11 protein-coding genes are annotated in these 19,284 nt (G+C 66.9%); all 11 read left to right on the top strand.

Going from position 1 to position 19,284, the window contains the following annotated elements:
* Nucleotides 1-58 precede the first annotated feature (58 nt).
* The 11 genes from RS883_RS14185 to RS883_RS14135 all read left to right on the top strand — a co-directional run bounded on the left by RS883_RS14185 (nt 59) and on the right by RS883_RS14135 (nt 19,109).
* Nucleotides 59-394: a hypothetical protein gene (locus tag RS883_RS14185; RefSeq protein WP_315760831.1), complete on the top strand. Its 336-nt coding sequence runs from the start codon at nt 59-61 to the stop codon at nt 392-394.
* A gap of 219 nt (nt 395-613) precedes the next feature.
* Nucleotides 614-1,813, top strand: coding sequence for a DUF932 domain-containing protein (locus RS883_RS14180; protein WP_315760830.1), 1,200 nt, complete (start codon nt 614-616; stop codon nt 1,811-1,813).
* Nucleotides 1,814-1,941: 128 nt separating this feature from the next.
* Nucleotides 1,942-4,041 (top strand): ParB/RepB/Spo0J family partition protein, encoded by a 2,100-nt coding sequence (locus RS883_RS14175; RefSeq protein WP_315760829.1) that lies wholly within the window; start codon nt 1,942-1,944, stop codon nt 4,039-4,041.
* 60 nt (nt 4,042-4,101) lie between these two features.
* Nucleotides 4,102-5,121: a DUF7146 domain-containing protein gene (locus tag RS883_RS14170; protein WP_315760828.1), complete on the top strand. Its 1,020-nt coding sequence runs from the start codon at nt 4,102-4,104 to the stop codon at nt 5,119-5,121.
* Nucleotides 5,122-5,428: 307 nt separating this feature from the next.
* A complete protein-coding gene (locus RS883_RS14165) occupies nt 5,429-6,349 on the top strand; it encodes a DUF2493 domain-containing protein (protein ID WP_315760827.1) in 921 nt (306 codons plus the stop codon).
* Between the two features lie 184 nt (nt 6,350-6,533).
* A complete protein-coding gene (locus RS883_RS14160) occupies nt 6,534-6,725 on the top strand; it encodes a sigma factor-like helix-turn-helix DNA-binding protein (protein WP_315760826.1) in 192 nt (63 codons plus the stop codon).
* A 46-nt stretch (nt 6,726-6,771) separates the two neighbouring features.
* On the top strand, nt 6,772-7,686 hold the full coding sequence (locus tag RS883_RS14155; RefSeq protein WP_315760825.1) for a HEPN domain-containing protein: 915 nt from the start codon (nt 6,772-6,774) through the stop codon (nt 7,684-7,686).
* Nucleotides 7,687-8,136: 450 nt separating this feature from the next.
* Nucleotides 8,137-14,133 (top strand): DUF3320 domain-containing protein, encoded by a 5,997-nt coding sequence (locus RS883_RS14150; RefSeq protein ID WP_315760824.1) that lies wholly within the window; start codon nt 8,137-8,139, stop codon nt 14,131-14,133.
* Nucleotides 14,134-14,168: 35 nt separating this feature from the next.
* Nucleotides 14,169-15,260, top strand: coding sequence for a metallophosphoesterase family protein (locus RS883_RS14145; RefSeq protein ID WP_315760823.1), 1,092 nt, complete (start codon nt 14,169-14,171; stop codon nt 15,258-15,260).
* On the top strand, nt 15,257-17,887 hold the full coding sequence (locus RS883_RS14140; RefSeq protein WP_315760822.1) for a DNA-binding protein: 2,631 nt from the start codon (nt 15,257-15,259) through the stop codon (nt 17,885-17,887). The genes RS883_RS14145 and RS883_RS14140 overlap by 4 nt, the downstream gene beginning before the upstream one ends.
* Nucleotides 17,888-18,140: 253 nt before the next feature.
* The gene (locus RS883_RS14135) at nt 18,141-19,109 is read left to right on the top strand and encodes a toll/interleukin-1 receptor domain-containing protein (RefSeq protein WP_315760821.1); all 969 of its coding nucleotides are present in this window, start codon (nt 18,141-18,143) and stop codon (nt 19,107-19,109) included.
* Nucleotides 19,110-19,284: the final 175 nt, after the last annotated feature.

The following is a 19,284-nucleotide window of genomic DNA, read 5'->3' as shown; positions in this document are numbered from 1 at the left end:
CCCGTCGTGCTGCTGCGGTTCGCACACGGCGGGCCGCGCCGATCTTCGACCTTCGACTATGATCAGGCGTGAATCGACAACCCGCGCCGTTTCGATCTTTCCCCGGACATACCGCTCGACGGCGGGCCATGATCGCGGCGTAGAGCCAGATCTCGGCGGCATGCAGCCCGAATGGCCCGCTCGCCACGCCAGTGACGCCCAGCCCATCGATGGCGCTTGGTGGAGCTTCGCGGGGAATCAGTCCAAGGCAACAGCCGGCTTCTTTGCCGCCTTCACCCGCGCCAAGCAGCGGGTCGTTTTCACCTATTGCGCGGCGCGCGGTACTCGCAGCGGAATAGCGGCCCTCTATAATCTGCTGATGAGCGCTAGGGTTGGCATAAAGCAAATGGGCTGAGCGCTCAGGTGTCACGCGAACAGCAAACGGATGCGGCAGCATGCCGGAAGCGGAAGGCCTTCCCCTGACGCTTAGCCTTGCGTCTGGACGTACCCCTTCTGCGGGGTGCGGCGCCCCCGCAACGCCCTAGCGGATGAGAGAGGGAGAGGGCGGCCGGTTCGGCCGTGACGGGTCAAGGCTGAGAGAGAGTCTCTTCAGCGCCCGTCGCGGAGAACTTCCATGGCGACTGTCCTCAACCACGCATCCGAGCCGCCTCGGCGTTCCGCGCCCTATAAGGTCGACATCTCGCGCGGATCCCGCATCGGGCGGGTCTCGTCCGAATGGTTCTCGCGGCCCGACGACGAGCGCTACCTCTCGCTCGGCGAACTGCATGCAGCAACTATGGCGCGAGCGCGGCGCGCCACCACGCGCACCGTCGAGACCCGCGAGGTTCGGGTCGAGGCAAGCCGGGACAATACCGAGCACCTGGCGCTGATCGTGCCCGGTCGCGACGAGCCCGTCGCGCCGACCCATTGGTCGTTCGGCCAGCTGTGCAGCCTGGTGGGAGCGCCCTCGGGCTATCTGCGTGAGCTGCCCGCCCCGCTCGCCGGCATCAACCTCCAGCACGGGCTGCTGTCCCACCGCGCAGAGCTGATGAAGACGCTCGAGACCGAGGACGGACGCACCGAGCTGCGCGCGGTCACCGGCCCGGACTATGGGCGGATCTGGGACCATGAGCTGGTCGCCGCCGTCATGAAGATCGCCGGCAACGGCACCGGCGACACGCGCTGGAAAGTGCCCGGGCTGCTCGACTGGTCGACCATGACGCACAATCCGCATGTCGAGGTGACGAAGAACACGACCACCCTCTATGCCAGCGACCGCGACGTCTTCCTGTTCCTGGTCGATGATGCCCACCCGATCGAGGCGGGCCGCCTCCCCAATGGCGACCCCGACCTGTTCTTCCGCGGCTTCTATTGCTGGAACAGCGAGGTCGGCGCCAAGACGCTCGGCATGGCGAGCTTCTACCTCCGGGCGGTCTGCATGAACCGAAACATTTGGGGTGCCGAGGGCTTCGAGGAGATCAGCATTCGCCACTCCAAGTTCGCGGCCAACCGCTTCGCGCACGAGGCTGCGCCCGCGCTCGAGACTTTCGCGACCTCATCGCCCCAGCCCTTCATGTCCGGCATCATGGCGGCGCGGGCCCGGATCGTCGCGCGCACCGACGAGGATCGGGAAGACTTCCTGCGCAAGCGCGGCTTCTCCAAAGCAGAGACCGGCCGGATCATCGCCACCGTGCTCGAGGAGGAAGGGCATCCGCCCACCTCGATCTTCGACTTCGTCCAGGGGATCACCGCGCTGGCGCGGGCTAGACCGCACCAGGATGCGCGGCTCGATCTCGAAGGCAAGGCGTCGAAGCTCCTCGCTGCGGTGGGGTAGGGGCCACGTCCCGGCGGCGCGGTGTCGGCGCGGTCCTCTCCTCCTTCAGAGGTAGAGGGCTGCGCCGGCTCCATGACGGGTTGAGGGCCGAGAGAGAGTCTCCCGGCTGCCCGTCCTGGAGAAGACCGATGACCAAGCACACCAAGATCGCGCTCAGCGCATCCCGGGACATTCCCTTCAACCTTCTGGTGCTCAGCCAGTCGAACGTCCGGCGCGTGAAGGGCGGCGTCTCGATCGATGCGCTCGCCGCGGACATCGCGCGGCGCGGGCTGTTGCAGAGCCTCACCGTGCGCGCCGAGCGCGACGCCGAGGGCAATCTTACGGGCAAGTTCGAGGTGCCGGCCGGTGGCCGCCGCTTCCGCGCGCTCCAGCAGCTCGTCAAGGCCAAGCGGCTCGCCCGGACCGTGCCGGTCCCGTGCATCGTTCGCGAGGACGACGAGATCTCGGCCGAGGAGGATTCGCTTGCTGAGAACACCCACCGCGAGGCGCTGCATCCGCTCGACCAGTTCCGCGCGATGCGCCAGCTCGCCGGGCAGGGCACGGACGTCGAGACGATCGCGGCCACGTTCATGACCACGCCCGCGGTGGTCAAGCAGCGCCTGCGCCTCGCCTCGGTCTCGCCTGCGCTGCACGAGGTCTATGCCGAGGACGGCATGACGCTCGAGCAGCTGATGGCGTTCTCAGTGTCCGAGGACCATGCGCGTCAGGAGCAGGTCTGGGAGCAACTCCAGTCCAGCTACAACAAGCAGCCCTATATGATCCGCAGCAAGCTGACCGAGCAGGCGGTGCGCGCGACCGACAAGCGCGCCCGCTTCGTCGGCCTAGACGCCTATGTGGCGGCGGGCGGCTATGTGCTGCGCGACCTCTTTGAGGACGACGATGGCGGCTGGCTGCAGGATGTCGGCCTGCTCGAGACGCTGGTCGCCGACAAGCTCGGTGCCCTGGCAGAGGGCGTCGGCATGGAGGGCTGGAAATGGGTCGTCGCCGCGGTCGACCTGCCGTACCCCTATGACGACGGCATGCGTCCGATCGAAGGCGCGCAGCCCGACCTTACCGAGGAGCAGGAAGCACGGCTTGCGGTGCTTCGCGAGGAAGCCGACGCGCTCGAGGCCGAATGGGCCGAGGCGCGCGACATACCTGACGAGGTCCATGTCCGGGTGAATGCGATCGACGAAGAGATCGCGGCGCTGGTGGAGCGGCCGCTTGCCTATGATCCCGAGGCGATGGCGCGCGCTGGCGTGTTCGTGACGATCGATCATCTCGGCAATCTCAACATCGATCGCGGCTATGTCCGTCCAGAGGATGAGCCAGTGGTCGCCAGCGAAGACGGCGCCGACGACGATGTCGAGGTGCGCGAGCCCGGTGGCGACGCCGAGGATGGCGCGGCGGACGCAATGGTCGGGCAGGGCGAGCAGACCGACGAGGACGAAGATCCCGACGATCTGCTCAAGCCGCTTCCCGATCGGCTCGTCACCGAGCTCACCACGTGGCGGACCCTGGCGCTCCGCAATGCGGTCGCGCTCAGCCCGGAGGTAGCGTTCGCCGCCGTGCTGCACGCACTCGTGCTTGACGCCTTCTATGCCTATTCGAGCACCGAGAGCTGCGTCGGCATTTCGATGCGCGGCGGCAGTCTCGGGACCCAGGCGCCGGGGCTCGCCGATTGTCCCTCGGCGCGGGCGATCGACCAGCGACACGAGGCTTGGGAAGCGCGACTGCCCGACGATCCGGACCAGCTCTGGGGCGCGCTCGGCGGTCTCAGCGCTGAAGGTCAGGCGATGCTCTTCGCGCACTGCGCCGCGTTCGGCATCAATGCGGTGTGGGAACCCGCCAACCGCTACAATGACGGGCGCGTGTCGGCGCGAGCGGTCGCAGGCCGGATCGAGCATTCGCATATCCTCGCCCGCGCGGCCGGGCTCGATCCGGTCGCGGCGGGCTGGTCGGCGACGGTCGACAATTATCTCGGCCGCGTGACCAAGCTGCGGATCCTCGCCGCGGTCGAGGAAGCGAAGGGGCCGGAAGTCTCGGTCCGCCTCACCGGCTTCAAGAAGCCCGACATGGCGCGCGAGGCCGAGACTTTGCTCGCGGGCAGCGGTTGGCTTGCCGAGCCGCTCCGCACCCCCGCTGAGCCGGGACCGGTCCCGCCAGCGGCGTCGGCGGAGGCCGTATCGGGTGCCGAGCAGCCGTTGGAAGGTGAGGACGAAGCGCCGCTCGCCATCGCTGCCGAATAGCTTGGGCGACCCGGGGACCCGTCGCGCGCGGCGGGTCCCCTTCTTTTGCAGGAGCCCGTCATGGCCCATGCCTCGGACCTGTCCCGGCAGCTTGCGCAGCGTGCCGAAGCCGTCTGTCGCCATTATCTTCCCGCCGGCCATCGCGACGGGCGCTACTGGATCGCCGGGGACGTCCACGGTTCCAAAGGGCAAAGCCTCTATGTGCGTTTGAAAGGCCCCGATCGCGGCAAGGGCGCGGCCGGTAAATGGACAGATGCCGCGACCGGTGAACATGGCGACTTGCTCGACCTGATCGGCGCGCATTGCAGCCACCTCGCGCTTGCAGACACGCTCGCCGAGGCGCGTCACTTCCTGTCGCTGCCGCAGCCGGCATTCGAAGATAGCGAGCCTGTGGCGCATGGCTCGCCTCAGGCGGCCCAGCGCCTGTTCGCGGCTTCCGCGCTGATCGGCGCGACGGTCGCCGAGCGCTATCTGCGCATCCGTTGCATCACCGGCATCCGCGCCGAGCGGTGGCTCCGCTTCCATCCGCGCTGCTGGCATCGACGCAGCAGCGACGATCCGCCGGACACGCCATCAGCAATGCCGGCACTGATCGCGGCGGTCACCGAGGAAGACGGCACCGTTACCGGGGTCCAGCGGACCTGGCTCGATCCGCGCGACTGTACGAAGGCCCGGCTTGTCCGCCCGCGACGGGCCATGGGCACTCTGCTTGGCAATGGCGTCCGCTTCGGGGCAGCGGGTCCGGTGATGATCTTCGGCGAAGGCGTCGAGACCATGCTTTCGCTCCGCATGGTGCTGCCGCGTATGCCGATGATCGCGGGCCTGTCCGCCAATCATCTCGCCGCGCTCAATTTTTCGGCGGTACTCCGCCGCCTCTATGTCGCGCGAGAAGCCGATGCTGCAGGGGCGATGGCGTTCGCCGCACTGTCGGCGCGCGCGGTGGCGGCGGGTGTCGAGCTGCTGCCGCTCGATTCCCGGCTCGACGATTTCAACAGCGACCTCTGCGCCGATGGGGTCGAGGCGCTGGCACGACACCTTCGCCCGCAGCTCCAGCATGAGGATGCGCTCTCATTGTCCTGAATGCGTGCCGCCGCCGGTCGCACGCCACGCCATTCCTGCCATCTGCAAGGAGCCGCGCCCGGCCTTCGAGAGGGCGACGGGTCGGCATACGGCGCGGGCGCGCAACGGCGCCGCCCGGCTATTTTCCGCCGCGGGCTTGAGGCCCGCTTTGCATCGCGAGGCAAAATAGCCGGCTTCGCCGTCCTCCGCTGCGCTTCGGCCTCCCCGACTTCGCCGGCGGCTTCGCTGGAGGTGCGCGCCCGCGCCGCCCGCCGCCTCGTGTCGCCGGAAGGCCGCGAGGGCGCGGCTAGCAGACGGGAGACAGGCCATGACCGAAGACGATCGCGAGGAGCCGCAGGGCTCGCAATTCTCAGAGCTTCTTCAGGAGCTCGAACTGTTTGGGCGGAGGCCATTCGACGACGAGCTTGATCCCCGTCCGTTACCTGAGGGCCGGATGGTCGAAGGCGCCGCCGCCGACACCTTCGATGCGATGATCGCCTGTCTCGATGACACCCGCCTCGAGCCCGACCTGGAGGATCTGCTCTGGGGCTTCACCAACGTCTTCCACCGCGCGGTCGAGCGGATCGAGCGCGACCTCGACGGCAACGAATTTAGCCAGCACCGGCTGCAGCGCGAGCAGGACGGTTCCGAGGTCAGGTCGGTCGGGCTGGAAACCGCGATTGCCGAAGGCCGCACCATGATCGAGCGACGCGACGCAATGGAAGCGTTTCGCGAAGCCTTCGCCGAGCAGTTCCGCCTTCATCTGCGTAAACCCTGGCTGCCCCGCAGCGGATCGATGCTCAACCGGCGCGCCATGACTGCCGCCGTCATCGAGAGCCGCCAATTCGTCAACGACAGGCGTCATGCCGACGCGAAGCTGCTCGTACCGCCGGGCGAGCGCATCTACCTCAGCGGCGGTGCCGATTATGCCGACCATCGCAAGATCTGGCAGCTGCTCGACCAGGTTCATGGCCGCCACCCGCAAATGGTGCTGCTCCACGGCGCATCACGCGCCGGAGCCGAGCACATCGCCGCACTTTGGGCGCGCGAGCGCAAGGTGCCGCAGGTGCCGATTGCGCCCGACTTCGCCAAGCACAGCCGTGGCTCTGCACCCTTCAAGCGCAACGATCAGGTGATCGGTCTGATGCCGCGCGGCATCATCATCTTCCCGGGCGGCGGCATCCAGGACAATCTGTTCGACAAGGCGCGCAGCGCTGGCATTGCGATCGTTGATCACCGGCGGCGATGATCGCCGCCGACACGCAGGCCGGAGCCGGGCGATCCGTCCTGGGCCCGCGCCGGCGCCGCGCAACCTGGGCCTTCGGCGCCAGGTCCTCCACTTCGTTCCGGCCCGCCGGGTGCGCCCCGCCTCCTGTCGCGGTCCCGTGCCGTCTCTCTCCCGGCTCCGGCCGGCATGCGACAGGAGAATGATCATGAATCGCGAGCTTCGCAGACTGCGCAATGCCCTCGACGCGATGCCCGACCCCGAGCGTCAGGTGTTCGACCGGGCACGCTACCGCAATCTCGACTATTTCCAGATCGCCGCCGAGCTCGACATCACCGTCGCCGAGGTTGAGCGGCTGCTGGGATCCGCCATCGCTCACCTCATGCAGTTTAGCGAATGACCGCAGGAACATTGAGGAAACGGCAAGCCACAGCTAGGAAATGATCATGCGCGTCGATCTCGACCACCTTCCCGATGTCCAGCAGGCCGAGCTGGCGCGCGTGCGCGACACGCTGATGGCCGAGTTCGCGCAGGCGATCTCGACCAGTACCCAGCCGTGGAAGAAGAACGGCAAGATCCTCAAGATCATCCTGTTCGGCAGCTATGCGCGGAGCGACTGGGTCGACGAGCCCGAGAACGGCTACCAGTCGGACTTCGATCTGCTGGTCATCGTCAGCCACGAGGATCTGACCGACATTGCCGCCTACTGGTATATCGCGGAGGACAAGATCCTCCACGATCCGAAGGTTCAGCGGCCGGTCAACATCATCGTTCACACCCTCGACGAGGTGAACAAGGCGCTTCAGCGCGGCGAGTATTTCTGGGTCGATATCGTTCGCGACGGGGTGGTGCTGTATGAGCTGCCGCAGCACGCGTTGGCGGCGCCCAAGCCGCTCACGGCGGCGGATGCGCTCGGCATGGCGCAGGAGTATTTCGACCATTGGTATGTAGGCATTGGCAATCTGCTCGTCGGCGCGGAATTCTACCAAGGTCTGGGAGATAACAACCTTGCGGCATTCACGCTCCATCAAGCCACTGAGCGAGCATATGCCTGCTTCTTGTTAGTGCGTACGATGTATTTCCCCCGCTCGCACAATATCAAGTTCTTGCGCTCGCTTTCCGAGGATAAAGAGCCGCGGCTTGTAGACGCATGGCCGCGCGCCACACGCGTCGATCGCCGCCGTTTTCAGCTGCTCAAGCGCGCCTATGTTGAGGCGCGGTACTCTCCAAGTTACGAGATAAGCATTGAGGACCTAAGCGCCTTGGGCCTGTCGGTTAAGCGGCTGCGGGACATCGTGGAAGCGCTTAGTTTGGAGCAAATGACACTCCTTCATTCGCGAGCAAGCGGATTGTCAATCTGAGTTCTGGCGTTTGGCGCCTGAGACGCGACTGCGCTTTATGCCGCTGCGCTGCACCAAGCCACCGCGCGTGTCGATCGCTCGGCGCCGATCACGATCGCGAACGCAGACATCTAAGTTTTGCTTGCGGTCCAATCTCACTCAATCAGCCGATCTGTCGTCGATGCAGGAAGCCGTCGTTCGATCATTTGACGAGAAGGAGGAAAGGAGGAAAGGGTGGAATGCCGCCGGTCCGCTTTTCGATAGTGGCGGCCATAAGCGGCCGTTCGTTCATGCGTCCGGGCATACACCGCGATCGGGTGGAGTTGGGCGGAAAGCAGCCTGACCGCTTTCGAACCATGCTCGTTAAAATCCGCCGCACATCACGCGAGATCGATCGAACCGATCAGGAACCAATTTGGTCTTTTTTTAGCGAAGTTGCTCGATTAACCTCCCGTAGGGACGGGGGAATTTATGAAAGATCTTAGCGCGCAAAACCCGATCGGGGCAGATGCCGGAGACGCTGTCGCGGCCAATCCGACCATTACCGCGGATATTGCGGGAAGCTTCACTTATGCCTCCTATCAGAACGCGATACCCGTCGTCCGCTCCATTCGGATCGATAATACCGCCGGCAAGCATCAAGAGAATATTCGCGTCGACCTGACCTCGTCTCCCGCGTTCCTGCGGCCTAAGTCCTGGACGATCGACCGGCTCGTCCCTGGCGACAACCTTCCTCTGGCCGATCGCAAGGTCGATCTGGACGCCGACTATCTCGCCGGACTGAACGAGGCAGAGCGCGGTGAGATCACGCTGCGGCTGTCGGCGGACAATGCGGTGCTCGACGAGCAACGCTTCCCGGTCCGCCTGCTCGCGCGGGACGAATGGGGCGGCGTCGCCGACATGGCGCACTTGCTGCCCGCCTTCGTGATGCCGAACGACCCGGCCGTCGCCCGCATCCTGCGCAGCGCCGCCGACCGGTTGGCCGAGCACGGCCATCCCAGCGGGCTGGACGGTTACCAGTCGGGCGATCCGCAGCGCAGCTACATGCTCGCCGCGGCGATCTATTCCGCCGTCGCGGCGATGGCGATCCATTATGCCGAGCCGCCGGCCAGTTTTGAAGATCGCGGTCAGAAGGTGCGCCGCCCCGCCACGATCGCCGAGGAGCGGCTCGGCACCTGCCTCGATACTACCCTCCTGATCGCGGCGGCGCTGGAGGGGGCCGGACTTTATCCTGTGCTTTTGATGTTCCACGGCCATGCGGCGGTGGGCGTCTGGCTGACGAAGCGGACGTTCGGTAACACGATCGAGACCGACCAGATGGAGGTTCGCAAGGCGCTGGCGTCGCGCGAACTGATTGTGTTCGAGACGACCGGGGTCACCCACCGCCCGCCGATGGCGCTGGATGCGGCGCAGCGCGCGCTGGACCATCGCATGAGCGAGGAGCAGGCGCATGGTTTCGTCGCGGCCATCGACGTGCGGCGCGCGCGCAGCGGCGGCATCACCCCGCTCGCCTCGCACGAGGCGCGGCAGGATGCCCTGGGTGATGACGACGATGTGTCCGCCTCGGCCTTGGCCCTGCCCGCGGCCCCCTCGTTCAACGAACTGCCGGACCTGTCGGTCGAGGAAAAGCCGACCACCGCCGCCGGGCGCATCGATCGCTGGCAGAAGAAACTGCTCGACCTCACCCTGCGCAACCGGCTGCTGAACTTTCCAGAGTCGAAGAAGACGATCCCGTTCCTTTGCACCGATGTCGCCTATCTGGAGGACAGGCTGGCGAACGGTGCTGCGATCCAGATCGTATCGCTGCCGCAGCAGAACCCGCTCGGTGAGCGCGACGCGGCGTTGTATCGCGAGGTGCACGGCCGCGATCTCCAGCGCGGCTTTGCCGCCGAGGCCCTGCAACGCGACGAACTGCCGTCGCCGCTGGACGCGGCGCAGCTCGAAGCGCGCCTGATCGATCTGCACCGGCAGGTGCGCAATGATTTCGCCGAGGGCGGGGCCAACACTCTGTTCCTGGCGGTCGGCTTCCTGCGTTGGAAGAAGAAGCCGGAGGACGAGCGCAGTTATCGCGCGCCGTTGCTGCTGGTGCCCGTAAAGCTGGAGCGGCGCAGCGCCAGTGCCCCCTTCCGCCTGCGCTTCCACGAGGATGAGCCGCGCTTCAATGCGACGCTGCTTCAATTTCTGGAGCGCGATTTCGATCTCCGGCTGCCGCAATTCGGCGGCGAGCTGCCGGTCGACGACAGCGGCGTCGATGTGCCGCGCGTGCTGGCGATGATGCGCCAGGCGGTACGCGACGTGCCCGGCATGGAGGTTGTCGATGACACGGCGCTGTCGACCTTCAGTTTCGCCAAGTTCCTGATGTGGAAGGATCTGGTCGAGCGGACCGAGGCGCTGCGTGAGAACCGGGTTGTCCGCCACCTGATCGACACACCGGACCGGCCGTTCGGCGGGGACGGCGGCGAGCCCGCGATCCGCGACGAGCGCGACCTCGATCGCGTCTATGCGCCGGCGGACATCATTAGCCTGCTGCCGTCCGATTCCTCGCAGACCGCCGCCAGCCTCGCGGCGGCAGAGGGGCGCGATTTCGTGATCGTCGGGCCGCCGGGCACGGGCAAGAGCCAGACCATCGCCAACATGATCGCCAACTGTCTTGCGGTCGGCAAGACGGTGCTGTTCGTGGCGGAAAAGACGGCAGCGCTCGACGTCGTCTACCGCCGCCTGCGCGAACATGGGCTGGGCGATCATTGTATCGAGCTGCATTCGAGCAAGGCTGATCGGCGGCATTTCCTCGCGCAGCTGAAGGCCGCTTGGGAACATGGCGGGCGGGTCGATCCGGCAGCTTGGATCGCTGTGAACGAGCGGCTGAAGCTGCGCCGCGACACGTTGAACGCTTATGTGGAGGCGTTGCACCGTCCCTCGCCGAACGGCTGGACGCCCTATCTCGCGCTGGGCGTTGCGCTGCGTGACGCCGATGCTCCGGCGCCGGCCCTGGACTGGCCGCGCGGGCAAACGCACGACGCGCAGGCGCTGGCGGCGCTCGAAGACCTCGCCGGGGAATTAGGGCTGGTCTTCGCCTCGGTCGAGCGACGGCCCGCGCTGGATCTGGTCGATATCGAAGAGCTGGGCGCGGCACGGCAGGACGAATTGCTCACCGCTGCGCAATCGCTGCGCAACGCCGCCGATCTGCTTGCGGGATCGCTCGATGGCTGGCGCAGCGCACTCGGCGTCGCTGCGACCGACCAGTCGGTGACGAACGAGCTCGCGACGCTCACCGCGCTGGCTGACGCGGTCGAGGCGGGGCGCGAGTACGATCTTTCGATCGCCTTCGATCCTGGCTTTGCGCAATTGGCAGGCGACCTCGCGGCATTGCAATCGGCGATCACGAATTTTCGCCAGGCGAAGCGACAGCTTACGGCGAGTTTCACGCTCGATGCCGTGCGGGCGATCGACACCGATGCGCTCGACCGCCAGTGGCGCGACGCCAATGCCTCGATCTGGCCGCTCTCGATGCTCGGCACCCGCAAGGTGGCGCGGCTGCTGCAAGGCTATGCCGATGATGGTGAGTCCGATCCTGCGACCGATCTGCCGCTGCTCGCGCGAATGCAGGATCTGTTGGCGAGGATTGACGCTACGCCGCTCGCCGGCCGGCCGCTGCCGGTCGCCGGGCTCGATACGGACGCTGCCCGGATCACCGATATCCTCGACCGTGCGGGCAGGCTGCGCACGGCGCTGCGCTTGGACGGCCGCGATGCGGCGGCGGTGGAGCGTGTCACGCAACGCGTCGCCGCCGCCTTGCGCGAGCGCGATCAGAGCGATCGGCTCTGGCAGGCCGGGGCCAGGCTGCTGGCCGCCCGACAGGGCTTTGACGGCGCGCGGAGCCGCTTCGCTAGGGCGGCGGGGCGCGACATCGCGCTCGATGCGGCGCCGGATGCGCTGGCGACCCTCTCCGCCTCGCTGACCGCACTTATGGAGGCGCGCCACCTGTTGCGAGACTGGTCGGCATGGTGCCATATCCGCAACCGGGCGATCGCCGCAGGGCTCGGTGCGCTGGTCGAGCAGATCGCGGCCGGGGTCGTGCCCGCCGATCGCGCACGCCAGGCGTTCCAGCTCGGTTATGCCCGCTGGTGGCTGCCAGCGGCGCTGGACGGCGATCCGGTGCTGCGCGATTTTCGCCGGTTCAGCCACGAAAATGCGATCGTCGAATTCCGCGAGATCGACGATCTTGTCCGCACGCATGCCACCAGCCGCGTGATCGGCGCACTCGCGCACAATCTGCCGCCGGTGCAGAGCGTGCCGCGCGCGTCCGAACTGGGCCTGCTGCGCTATCAAATGGAGTTGCAGCGTCCGAGCCATTCGATCCGCGACATGATCGGCAAGATGCCGGAGACCTTCTCGAAACTCGCACCGTGCATGCTGATGTCGCCGCTGTCGATCGCGCAATATCTGCCGCCCAACCAGGCGCTGTTCGATGTCGTGATCTTCGACGAGGCTTCGCAGATTACGACCTGGGATGCGGTCGGCGCCATCGCACGCGGGCGCCAGACAATCATCGTCGGCGATCCCAAACAGCTGCCGCCGACCAATTTCTTCGGCAGCAACGACGATGACGACGATGTCGCCGACCATGAAAAGGACATGGAAAGCATCCTCGACGAAGCGAAGGCGTCGGGCATCCCGGTGCGTGACCTGCGCTGGCATTATCGCAGCCGCAGCGAATCGCTAATCGCCTTTTCCAACAACCATTATTACCAGAACCGGCTCGTCACCTTCCCGTCGCCGCAGGTGGACGACAGGGCCGTGAGGCTGCGCAAGGTGCCGGGCGGCGTTTACGATCGTGGCAAGAGCCGGACCAACCGGATCGAGGCGCAGGCCGTCGCGGACGAGGCGGTCGCCCGCATGCGCTCGTGGCTGGACCTTCCCGAGAAGAGTCGGCCGACATTGGGCGTCATCACCTTCAACGCGCAGCAGCAGTCGCTGATCCTCGACCTGCTGGACGCCGCCCGGCGCCGCGAGCCGGCGCTCGAGTGGTTCTTCGCGGACGAGCGCGTCGAGGCGATCATCGTCAAGAATCTGGAGAATGTGCAGGGTGACGAGCGCGACGTCATCCTGTTCTCGATAACGTTCTGGAAGGATGCGGCGGGCAAACTGACGATGGACTTCGGCGCGCTCAACCGCGATGGGGGCGAGCGGCGGCTGAACGTTGCCGTCACGCGTGCACGGCAGGAACTGGTCGTCTTTTCGGGCTTTACGGCCGACCAGATCGATCCGACGCGCACCAAGGCGACCGCCGTCCATCATCTGAAGACGTTCCTAGATTATGCCGAGCGCGGCGCGATCGCGCTGCCGGCGCAGGACATCGGCTCGGTCGGAGGGTTTGAATCGCCGTTCGAGGAGGCGGTGGCCGCGCGGCTTCAACAGCGCGGCTGGCAGGTCATGCCGCAGGTCGGCATCTCGGGCTTCCGCATCGATCTCGGCATCCGGCATCCGGACAGGCCGGGAGCCTATCTCGCCGGCGTGGAGTGCGACGGCGCCACCTATCACAGCGCGGCGACGGCGCGCGATCGCGACAAAGTGCGCGAGCAGGTGCTGACGGGGCTCGGCTGGAACATGCTACGCGTCTGGTCGACCGACTGGTGGTATGACGCCGCCGGGTGCGCGGATCGGCTGCACGCGGCGCTTGAGGCGCTGCTGGAGGCAAGCCGCGCGGCGGACCCGGACACCGATGTCACTGCGCATTGGGACATGGGTCATGAGATCGAGGCGATCGAGGAAATCCGTGACGACGCGGCGGCGGGGCTGAGCGAGGAGGTGACGCCCGCGCCGGTGCCGATCGAGATCGAGCTAGTGGCAGCAGAACTTTCGGCCCCTGCTATGCCGGTTCGGATCGCCGACGCGGTGCCGGTCGCCGCGCCGATGATCCGGGCGGCTGAGGACGGCCGCTACCGGATCACCGATCTGACCGGCTTCGCGGCGGATCCGGATCAATTCTACGAATTCGCCTATCGCGATGCGTTGCGCGCAATGATCGCCGCGGTGATCGAGACCGAAAGTCCGCTTCGCACCGACATATTGTGCCAGCGCGTCGCCCGCGCGCATGGCTGGCTCCGCACCGGTGGAAAGATTCGCGATCGGATCGATATGCACCTGCGCGGCTACGACCGGACGCAGGAATCGAGCGGGGAGTTCATCTGGAAAGCGGGCGCCGTCACCGACTTCCATCCCTATCGGTCGCCTCATGGCGATGAGGCGCGCCGGGCAATCCCGGATATCCCGCTGGCGGAACTGGCGGCGGTTGTCCGCGACAATCCCGATCTGCTGGAAGAGCCGGATCCGGCGCGCGAGTTGGCGCGACTGCTCGGCGTCGAGCGGCTGGCCGCCGGATCGCGCGCGCGGCTCGATGAGGCGATCGCGCGCGGTCGCGGCGACAGAACCGGATCGACCGATCCCACCACGTCTGTAGAGGCGTGAGCATGGCGCGTTTCATTCATTCGAGCGACCTGCATTTGGGCAAGCGCTTCGGCAATTTCTCCGGCGACCTCCCCGGCCGGCTGCGCGAGGCCCGCCATGCGGTGCTCGGCAAGCTGGCCGAGCAGGCGCGGCTGAACGGCGTCGATACGATCCTGCTGGCGGGTGACACGTTCGACACCGAAACGCCCGCCGCCGATGTGCGCCGACAGGCACTGACAGAGATGGCGCATCATGCGCCGATCCGCTGGGTGATCCTGCCAGGCAACCACGATTCGCTGCAGGCGACCGAATTGTGGACGCTGTTGGCCCGCGAGGTGCCGGGCAATGTGGTGCTGGCCACACAAGCGGCGCCGATCGACCTGACGGACGGTGCGGTCCTCCTGCCGGCCCCCTGTACAACGAGACGGCCGGGTCGTGATCTCAGCGAATGGATGGACGGCGCGGCCACCGCCGATGGTGCGATCCGCATCGGCCTGGCCCATGGTGCGATCCAGACCTTCTCCGAAGATGCGTTCGGCAGCGAGGTGATCGCCCCGGATCGCGCACGTCGCGCGGGCCTGGACTATCTCGCACTGGGCGACTGGCATGGTGCGATCGCGGTCGATCCCCACACGCACTATAGCGGCGCGCCCGAGCAGGATCGGTTCAAGCACGATCGCATCGGCACGGCGCTGCTGGTCGATATCGCCGGCACCGGGGCGGTTCCAATCGTCACGCCAATACCCACCGGCAGCTTTGCGTGGCGCACGCTGGACCTCCATCTGCTCGCGGACGATGATCCCGGCGCCGCGCTCGACGCATTGCTGCCCGACCTGCGGGATCGTCGGCAGACGCTCGCCCGCGTGGTTGCGAGCGGCCGCACCGGGCTTGCCGCTCGCACAGCTCTGACGGCCGGAATCGAGCGCGCCGCCCCCGATTTCGCCTGGCTTGATCTTGACGAGATCGGGCTCGCCACCGAATGCGACGTCGGCGATCTCGACCGGATCGATCGTGCCGGTGCGCTGCGCGAAGCGGCCGACGCGCTGCTCGCCGAAAGCGAGGACGCCGCCCGCTCCGCCGCTGAGCGGGCGATTGCCAGCGGCGCGCTGGCGCGTCTCTACGCCTATGTCGAACAGGTGTCGCAATGAAGGTCACCGCCCTTCGCTTCCACAACGTCAAGCGGTTCGCCGGGCGCGGTGTCGCGCTTGAAGAGATCGGCGATGGCGTCAACGTGCTGTGCGCCGCCAACGAATTCGGCAAGTCAACCAGTTTCGAGGCGTTGCACGGCCTGTTCTTCCAGCCGCATTCGAGCACCGCCGGCGGCGTGCGCGCCCTGCGCCCCTATAGCGGCGGCAACCCGCTGATCGAGGCGGACATCATCGTCGGCGATGGCCGCTACCGGATCACCAAGCAGTTCTATGCCGGTCGCTTCGCCAAGATCGTCGACCTCGCATCCGGGCGGCTGATGGCACAGGCCGACGAGGCGGAGAATTTCATCGCAACGCTGATTCATGGCGGCGCGGGCGGGCCGGCGGGGCTGCTATGGGTGCGCCAGGGCCTCACGGGTATCGAACCACGCAGCAAGAAAGACGAAGACAGCGATCTGCAAGTCCGCACCAGCCTGCTTGAATCGGTGCAGGGCGAGGTGGAGGCGATGACCGGTGGTCGGCGCATGGCCGAGATCATGGCTGCCGTCGAGCAGGCCGCGGCGACACTCGTCACCGCCACCGGTCGACCCAAGGCGGGTGGGCGCTACGCCGCCGCGATAGAGGCGCGCGACCAACTGGCAGCGGAAGAGCAAAGGCTCGCCGGCGAGGTGACGGCACTGCGCGACGAACTCGACCGGCGCTGCACTGCCCAGCGTCGGCTGGCAGAGCTGGAAAGCCCCGAGCTGCGCGATGCCCGCAGACAGGCGGTGGACGAAGCGGAGCTCGCTTTCGATGCTGCCCGCGCCCAGGCCGAGCGGCTGAAGGGGGCGCAGGCCGAATGCGATCTGGCACGCGAACGGCGAGACGCCGCTGCGCGCGAACAGCGGCAGTTCGACGAGGCACTGGCCGAGGCGCGACAGCTAGCGGACGACAGCCGCGACGCCAATCGCCGCCGCGACGAAGCAGTCGAGCGCCGCCGCTCGGCCGGCGAGACGATCGCCCGCGCGCAGACCGAGATCGAGGCCGCCGAAACCGACGAGACGGCGGCGCGGGACCTGCTGACCCTGCTCGATGCGGCAGCGAAGGCGCGCGAAGCGGCCGAACGGCGCGAGGCAAGGGAGGAGCGGCTACGGCATGCCGAGGCGGTGCGCGGCACGATCGAAACCTGTGTGGCGCGGCTCGCCGGGGTCCGGGTGCCCAGCGGTGCGGTCGACGAACTGGCCGATCTGGATGTCGAGATCGCGCGCATCCGCGCGGTTCGGGACGCCGCGCGTCCGTCCGTCATGGTTGCCTACGACGCGGCGTCTGCTGCGCGCGTCACAATGGGCGGGGCGCCGCTCGGCGACGGCGAGGAGCGCGGTTACGACGGCCACGCCCAGCTCGTCGCGCCGGGTATCGGCACGATCACGCTGCGCTCCAACGCCGCAGGCGGCGATGACGGCCGGCTCGCGGCGGCCGAAGCGCGGCGCGGGACCTTGCTCGCCGCGATGGGGGTGGCCGATCTGGCGGCGGCGCGTGCGCAGCAGGTCCAGGCTCAGTCGATCGAGGCCAAGGCCAACGAGGCGAGGGCGCAACTCGCGGTCATCGCCCCCGAGGGGCTGGATACTCTGCGCGAGGTGGTGGCCGCGCTGGCCGACGTGGATCCGTCGCCGATCGAGCTGAAGGCCGATCCCGACGAGACGCGCATTGCCCGTGACGCAGCCGAGCAGCGTCGGCGCGAGGCGACGCAGGCGATGCGCGCGGCCGAACCTGCCCGCGCCCATGCCGACGAAGCCCTCATCGCGGCCGAGACGGCTCTCGCGAGGCTACAGACGCGCGACGAGCAGATCATCGCGATCCTCGGCCCCGCGACCGATCGTGACGCCAAGGGACAGGCGCTGGCGAAGGGTCTCGCAGCGCGCGCCGCGGCGCTGGCGGATGCCGAGCGCGAGGTCGAGGCGCGGCAGGCCGCGGCGCTCGATCTGGACGCGGCCGACGCGACGCTGCGCCGCCTGCGCTCGGTCGAACAGGCCGCCGCCACCGAGATTCAGCAATTGCTTGAGACGATCGCCGGCCTGAACGCGCGCATCACGACGCGATCCGACGACGCGGTGGAGGAGATGTGGCGCGAGACGACCGAGGCCCTGTCCGCCGCGCGCACCCGCGTCGCGGCGTTCGAGCGCGAGATTGCCGTGCTGACTCGCTTGACGGAGTCGCTGGAAGCGGCTCGTTCGGGCGCGCGCGATCTCTACCTGAAGCCGGTGATGAACGAACTGCGCCCGTTGCTCGGCCTGCTGTTCGACGATGTCGCGATCACCTTCGATGACAAGACGCTGTTGCCGCAGGCGATCACGCGCGGCGGGCAGGAGGAGAAGGTCGAATTCCTGAGCGGCGGCATGCGCGAGCAATTGTCGGTGCTCACCCGCCTCGCCTTCGCACGCCTGCTCGCGCGCGACGGCCGGCCCGCGCCGGTGATCCTCGACGACGCGCTCGTCTACTCGGACGACGACCGGATCGAGCGAATGTTCGACGCATTGCACCGACAGGCGCGCGACCAGCAAATCATCGTCTTCTCCTGCCGTCAACGCGCGTTTCAGAAGCTGGGCGGAAACGTGCTGCAGATGATCGACTGGGCGCCCGCGATCTGACGCTCACAGCGTTTTCAGGCCACGCTGCGATGTAGCATGTGTCAAGCTCCGCGCCCCTTGGCCGAAAGTCCGAGTTCCGATGATCTCGGACACCCTCGCGGACCCGATGAATGAGTGTCCGAAGCTGGGTAGCGGCCAATACGATCTGAACGACCGGGTTTGGGTCATGGCGATACGGCTTTTCGCGAGTAGGATTGCGCCGGCAGGCCACTGAGATATTGCGGCGCTCGAGCTTGCCGCGCATCGTGCGCGAATGGCCAAGCTCTTCTTCTCGTACAGCCACAAGGACGAGGATCTTCGAAACGAGCTCGAGACGCATCTCGCGACGCTGAAGCGCGAGGGACTGATCGAGGCGTTCCACGACCGGCGCATCCCCGCCGGCGCGCATTTGGACGATGCCATCGACGCCTACCTCGAGGAGGCCGACGTCATACTCTGCTTGGCGAGCCCCGATTTTATCAGCTCGGAGTACTGCTACTCGCGCGAGATGACGAGGGCGTTGGAACGGGACGCAAGCGGAGAAGCGAAGGTCATTCCAGTGATCGTTCGACACTGCGATTGGCCCAACACGCCTCTAGCCAACCTGCGGGGCACGCCGCGCGACAATCGCCCTGTCAAGTCTTGGCCTGACCGGGACGAAGCCTGGCTTGACGTGGCGCGAGACGTACGCGCGGCGCTTCTCGCCGCGGATGGTGGTGTTCGGTCCTCCAAGGACAACCCGGCAGCGGTGGTGATGCCCGCGTCGTACGTGGCCCCCGTCGTGGCGCGGCCCCGCTCCGCGAACGTGGCGGTCGAACGGCGATTTACAGATCTGGATCGCGACCGTTTCGTCCGACAGACATTCGAGTTTGTTACAGAGTTCTTCGCGAACTCGGTGGCCGAGGTCCAGGCGCGGGCACCCGACGTCGAGGGCTCGATCGTCAACCTAGACGCCAACCGCTTCACGGCAGCCGCCTACCGTGACGGTCGCAAGGCCGCTGCGATCACGGTCTACATGGGCGGAATGTCGCGCACCGGTCGCGAGATCAGTTTCCACCTCACGGACGATGGCGCCACTAATACCTCGAACGGCTCCTTTTACGTCACGGACGGCGAGGGAGAGCTCGCGTTCAAGGGTCTGTTCGGTAATCTCGGGGGCTCGCAGGAGAAGTTGGTGGGACCCGAGGAGGTTGCGGAGCAGATATGGTCGGCCTTTTTCGACCCTATGAGCCGAAGCCGCTAGCCTTCCTCCGTCAGCACGGTGCACTTCGCGATCATCTCGAACCGTTTTGCTGCGCCGTTGGCGCTCTTTGAGCTTGCTGCATTGCAGACATGAACGAACGACCGGTTTGGGGTCGCGCTCAGGGACCGCCGAATGGCCGATTGTGGGTCGGCCCAGCCAGCTCTGCGTGAGCGTT

The sequence above is a fragment of the Sphingomonas sp. Y38-1Y genome (assembly GCF_032391395.1).
Taxonomy (GTDB): Bacteria; Pseudomonadota; Alphaproteobacteria; order Sphingomonadales; family Sphingomonadaceae; genus Sphingomonas.
The sequence above is the reverse complement of the archived record's forward strand: the minus strand, read 5'-3'. Positions and strand labels throughout refer to the sequence as shown.

What these genes read in the sequence shown, in the direction of transcription:
- RS883_RS14185 (WP_315760831.1), top strand. Translation starts at nt 59, where the DNA reads ATGATCAGGCGTGAATCGACAACCCGCGCCGTTTCGATCTTTCCCCGG.
- RS883_RS14180 (WP_315760830.1), top strand. Translation starts at nt 614, where the DNA reads ATGGCGACTGTCCTCAACCACGCATCCGAGCCGCCTCGGCGTTCCGCG.
- RS883_RS14175 (WP_315760829.1), top strand. Translation starts at nt 1,942, where the DNA reads ATGACCAAGCACACCAAGATCGCGCTCAGCGCATCCCGGGACATTCCC.
- RS883_RS14170 (WP_315760828.1), top strand. Translation starts at nt 4,102, where the DNA reads ATGGCCCATGCCTCGGACCTGTCCCGGCAGCTTGCGCAGCGTGCCGAA.
- RS883_RS14165 (WP_315760827.1), top strand. Translation starts at nt 5,429, where the DNA reads ATGACCGAAGACGATCGCGAGGAGCCGCAGGGCTCGCAATTCTCAGAG.
- RS883_RS14160 (WP_315760826.1), top strand. Translation starts at nt 6,534, where the DNA reads ATGAATCGCGAGCTTCGCAGACTGCGCAATGCCCTCGACGCGATGCCC.
- RS883_RS14155 (WP_315760825.1), top strand. Translation starts at nt 6,772, where the DNA reads ATGCGCGTCGATCTCGACCACCTTCCCGATGTCCAGCAGGCCGAGCTG.
- RS883_RS14150 (WP_315760824.1), top strand. Translation starts at nt 8,137, where the DNA reads ATGAAAGATCTTAGCGCGCAAAACCCGATCGGGGCAGATGCCGGAGAC.
- RS883_RS14140 (WP_315760822.1), top strand. Translation starts at nt 15,257, where the DNA reads ATGAAGGTCACCGCCCTTCGCTTCCACAACGTCAAGCGGTTCGCCGGG.
- RS883_RS14135 (WP_315760821.1), top strand. Translation starts at nt 18,141, where the DNA reads ATGGCCAAGCTCTTCTTCTCGTACAGCCACAAGGACGAGGATCTTCGA.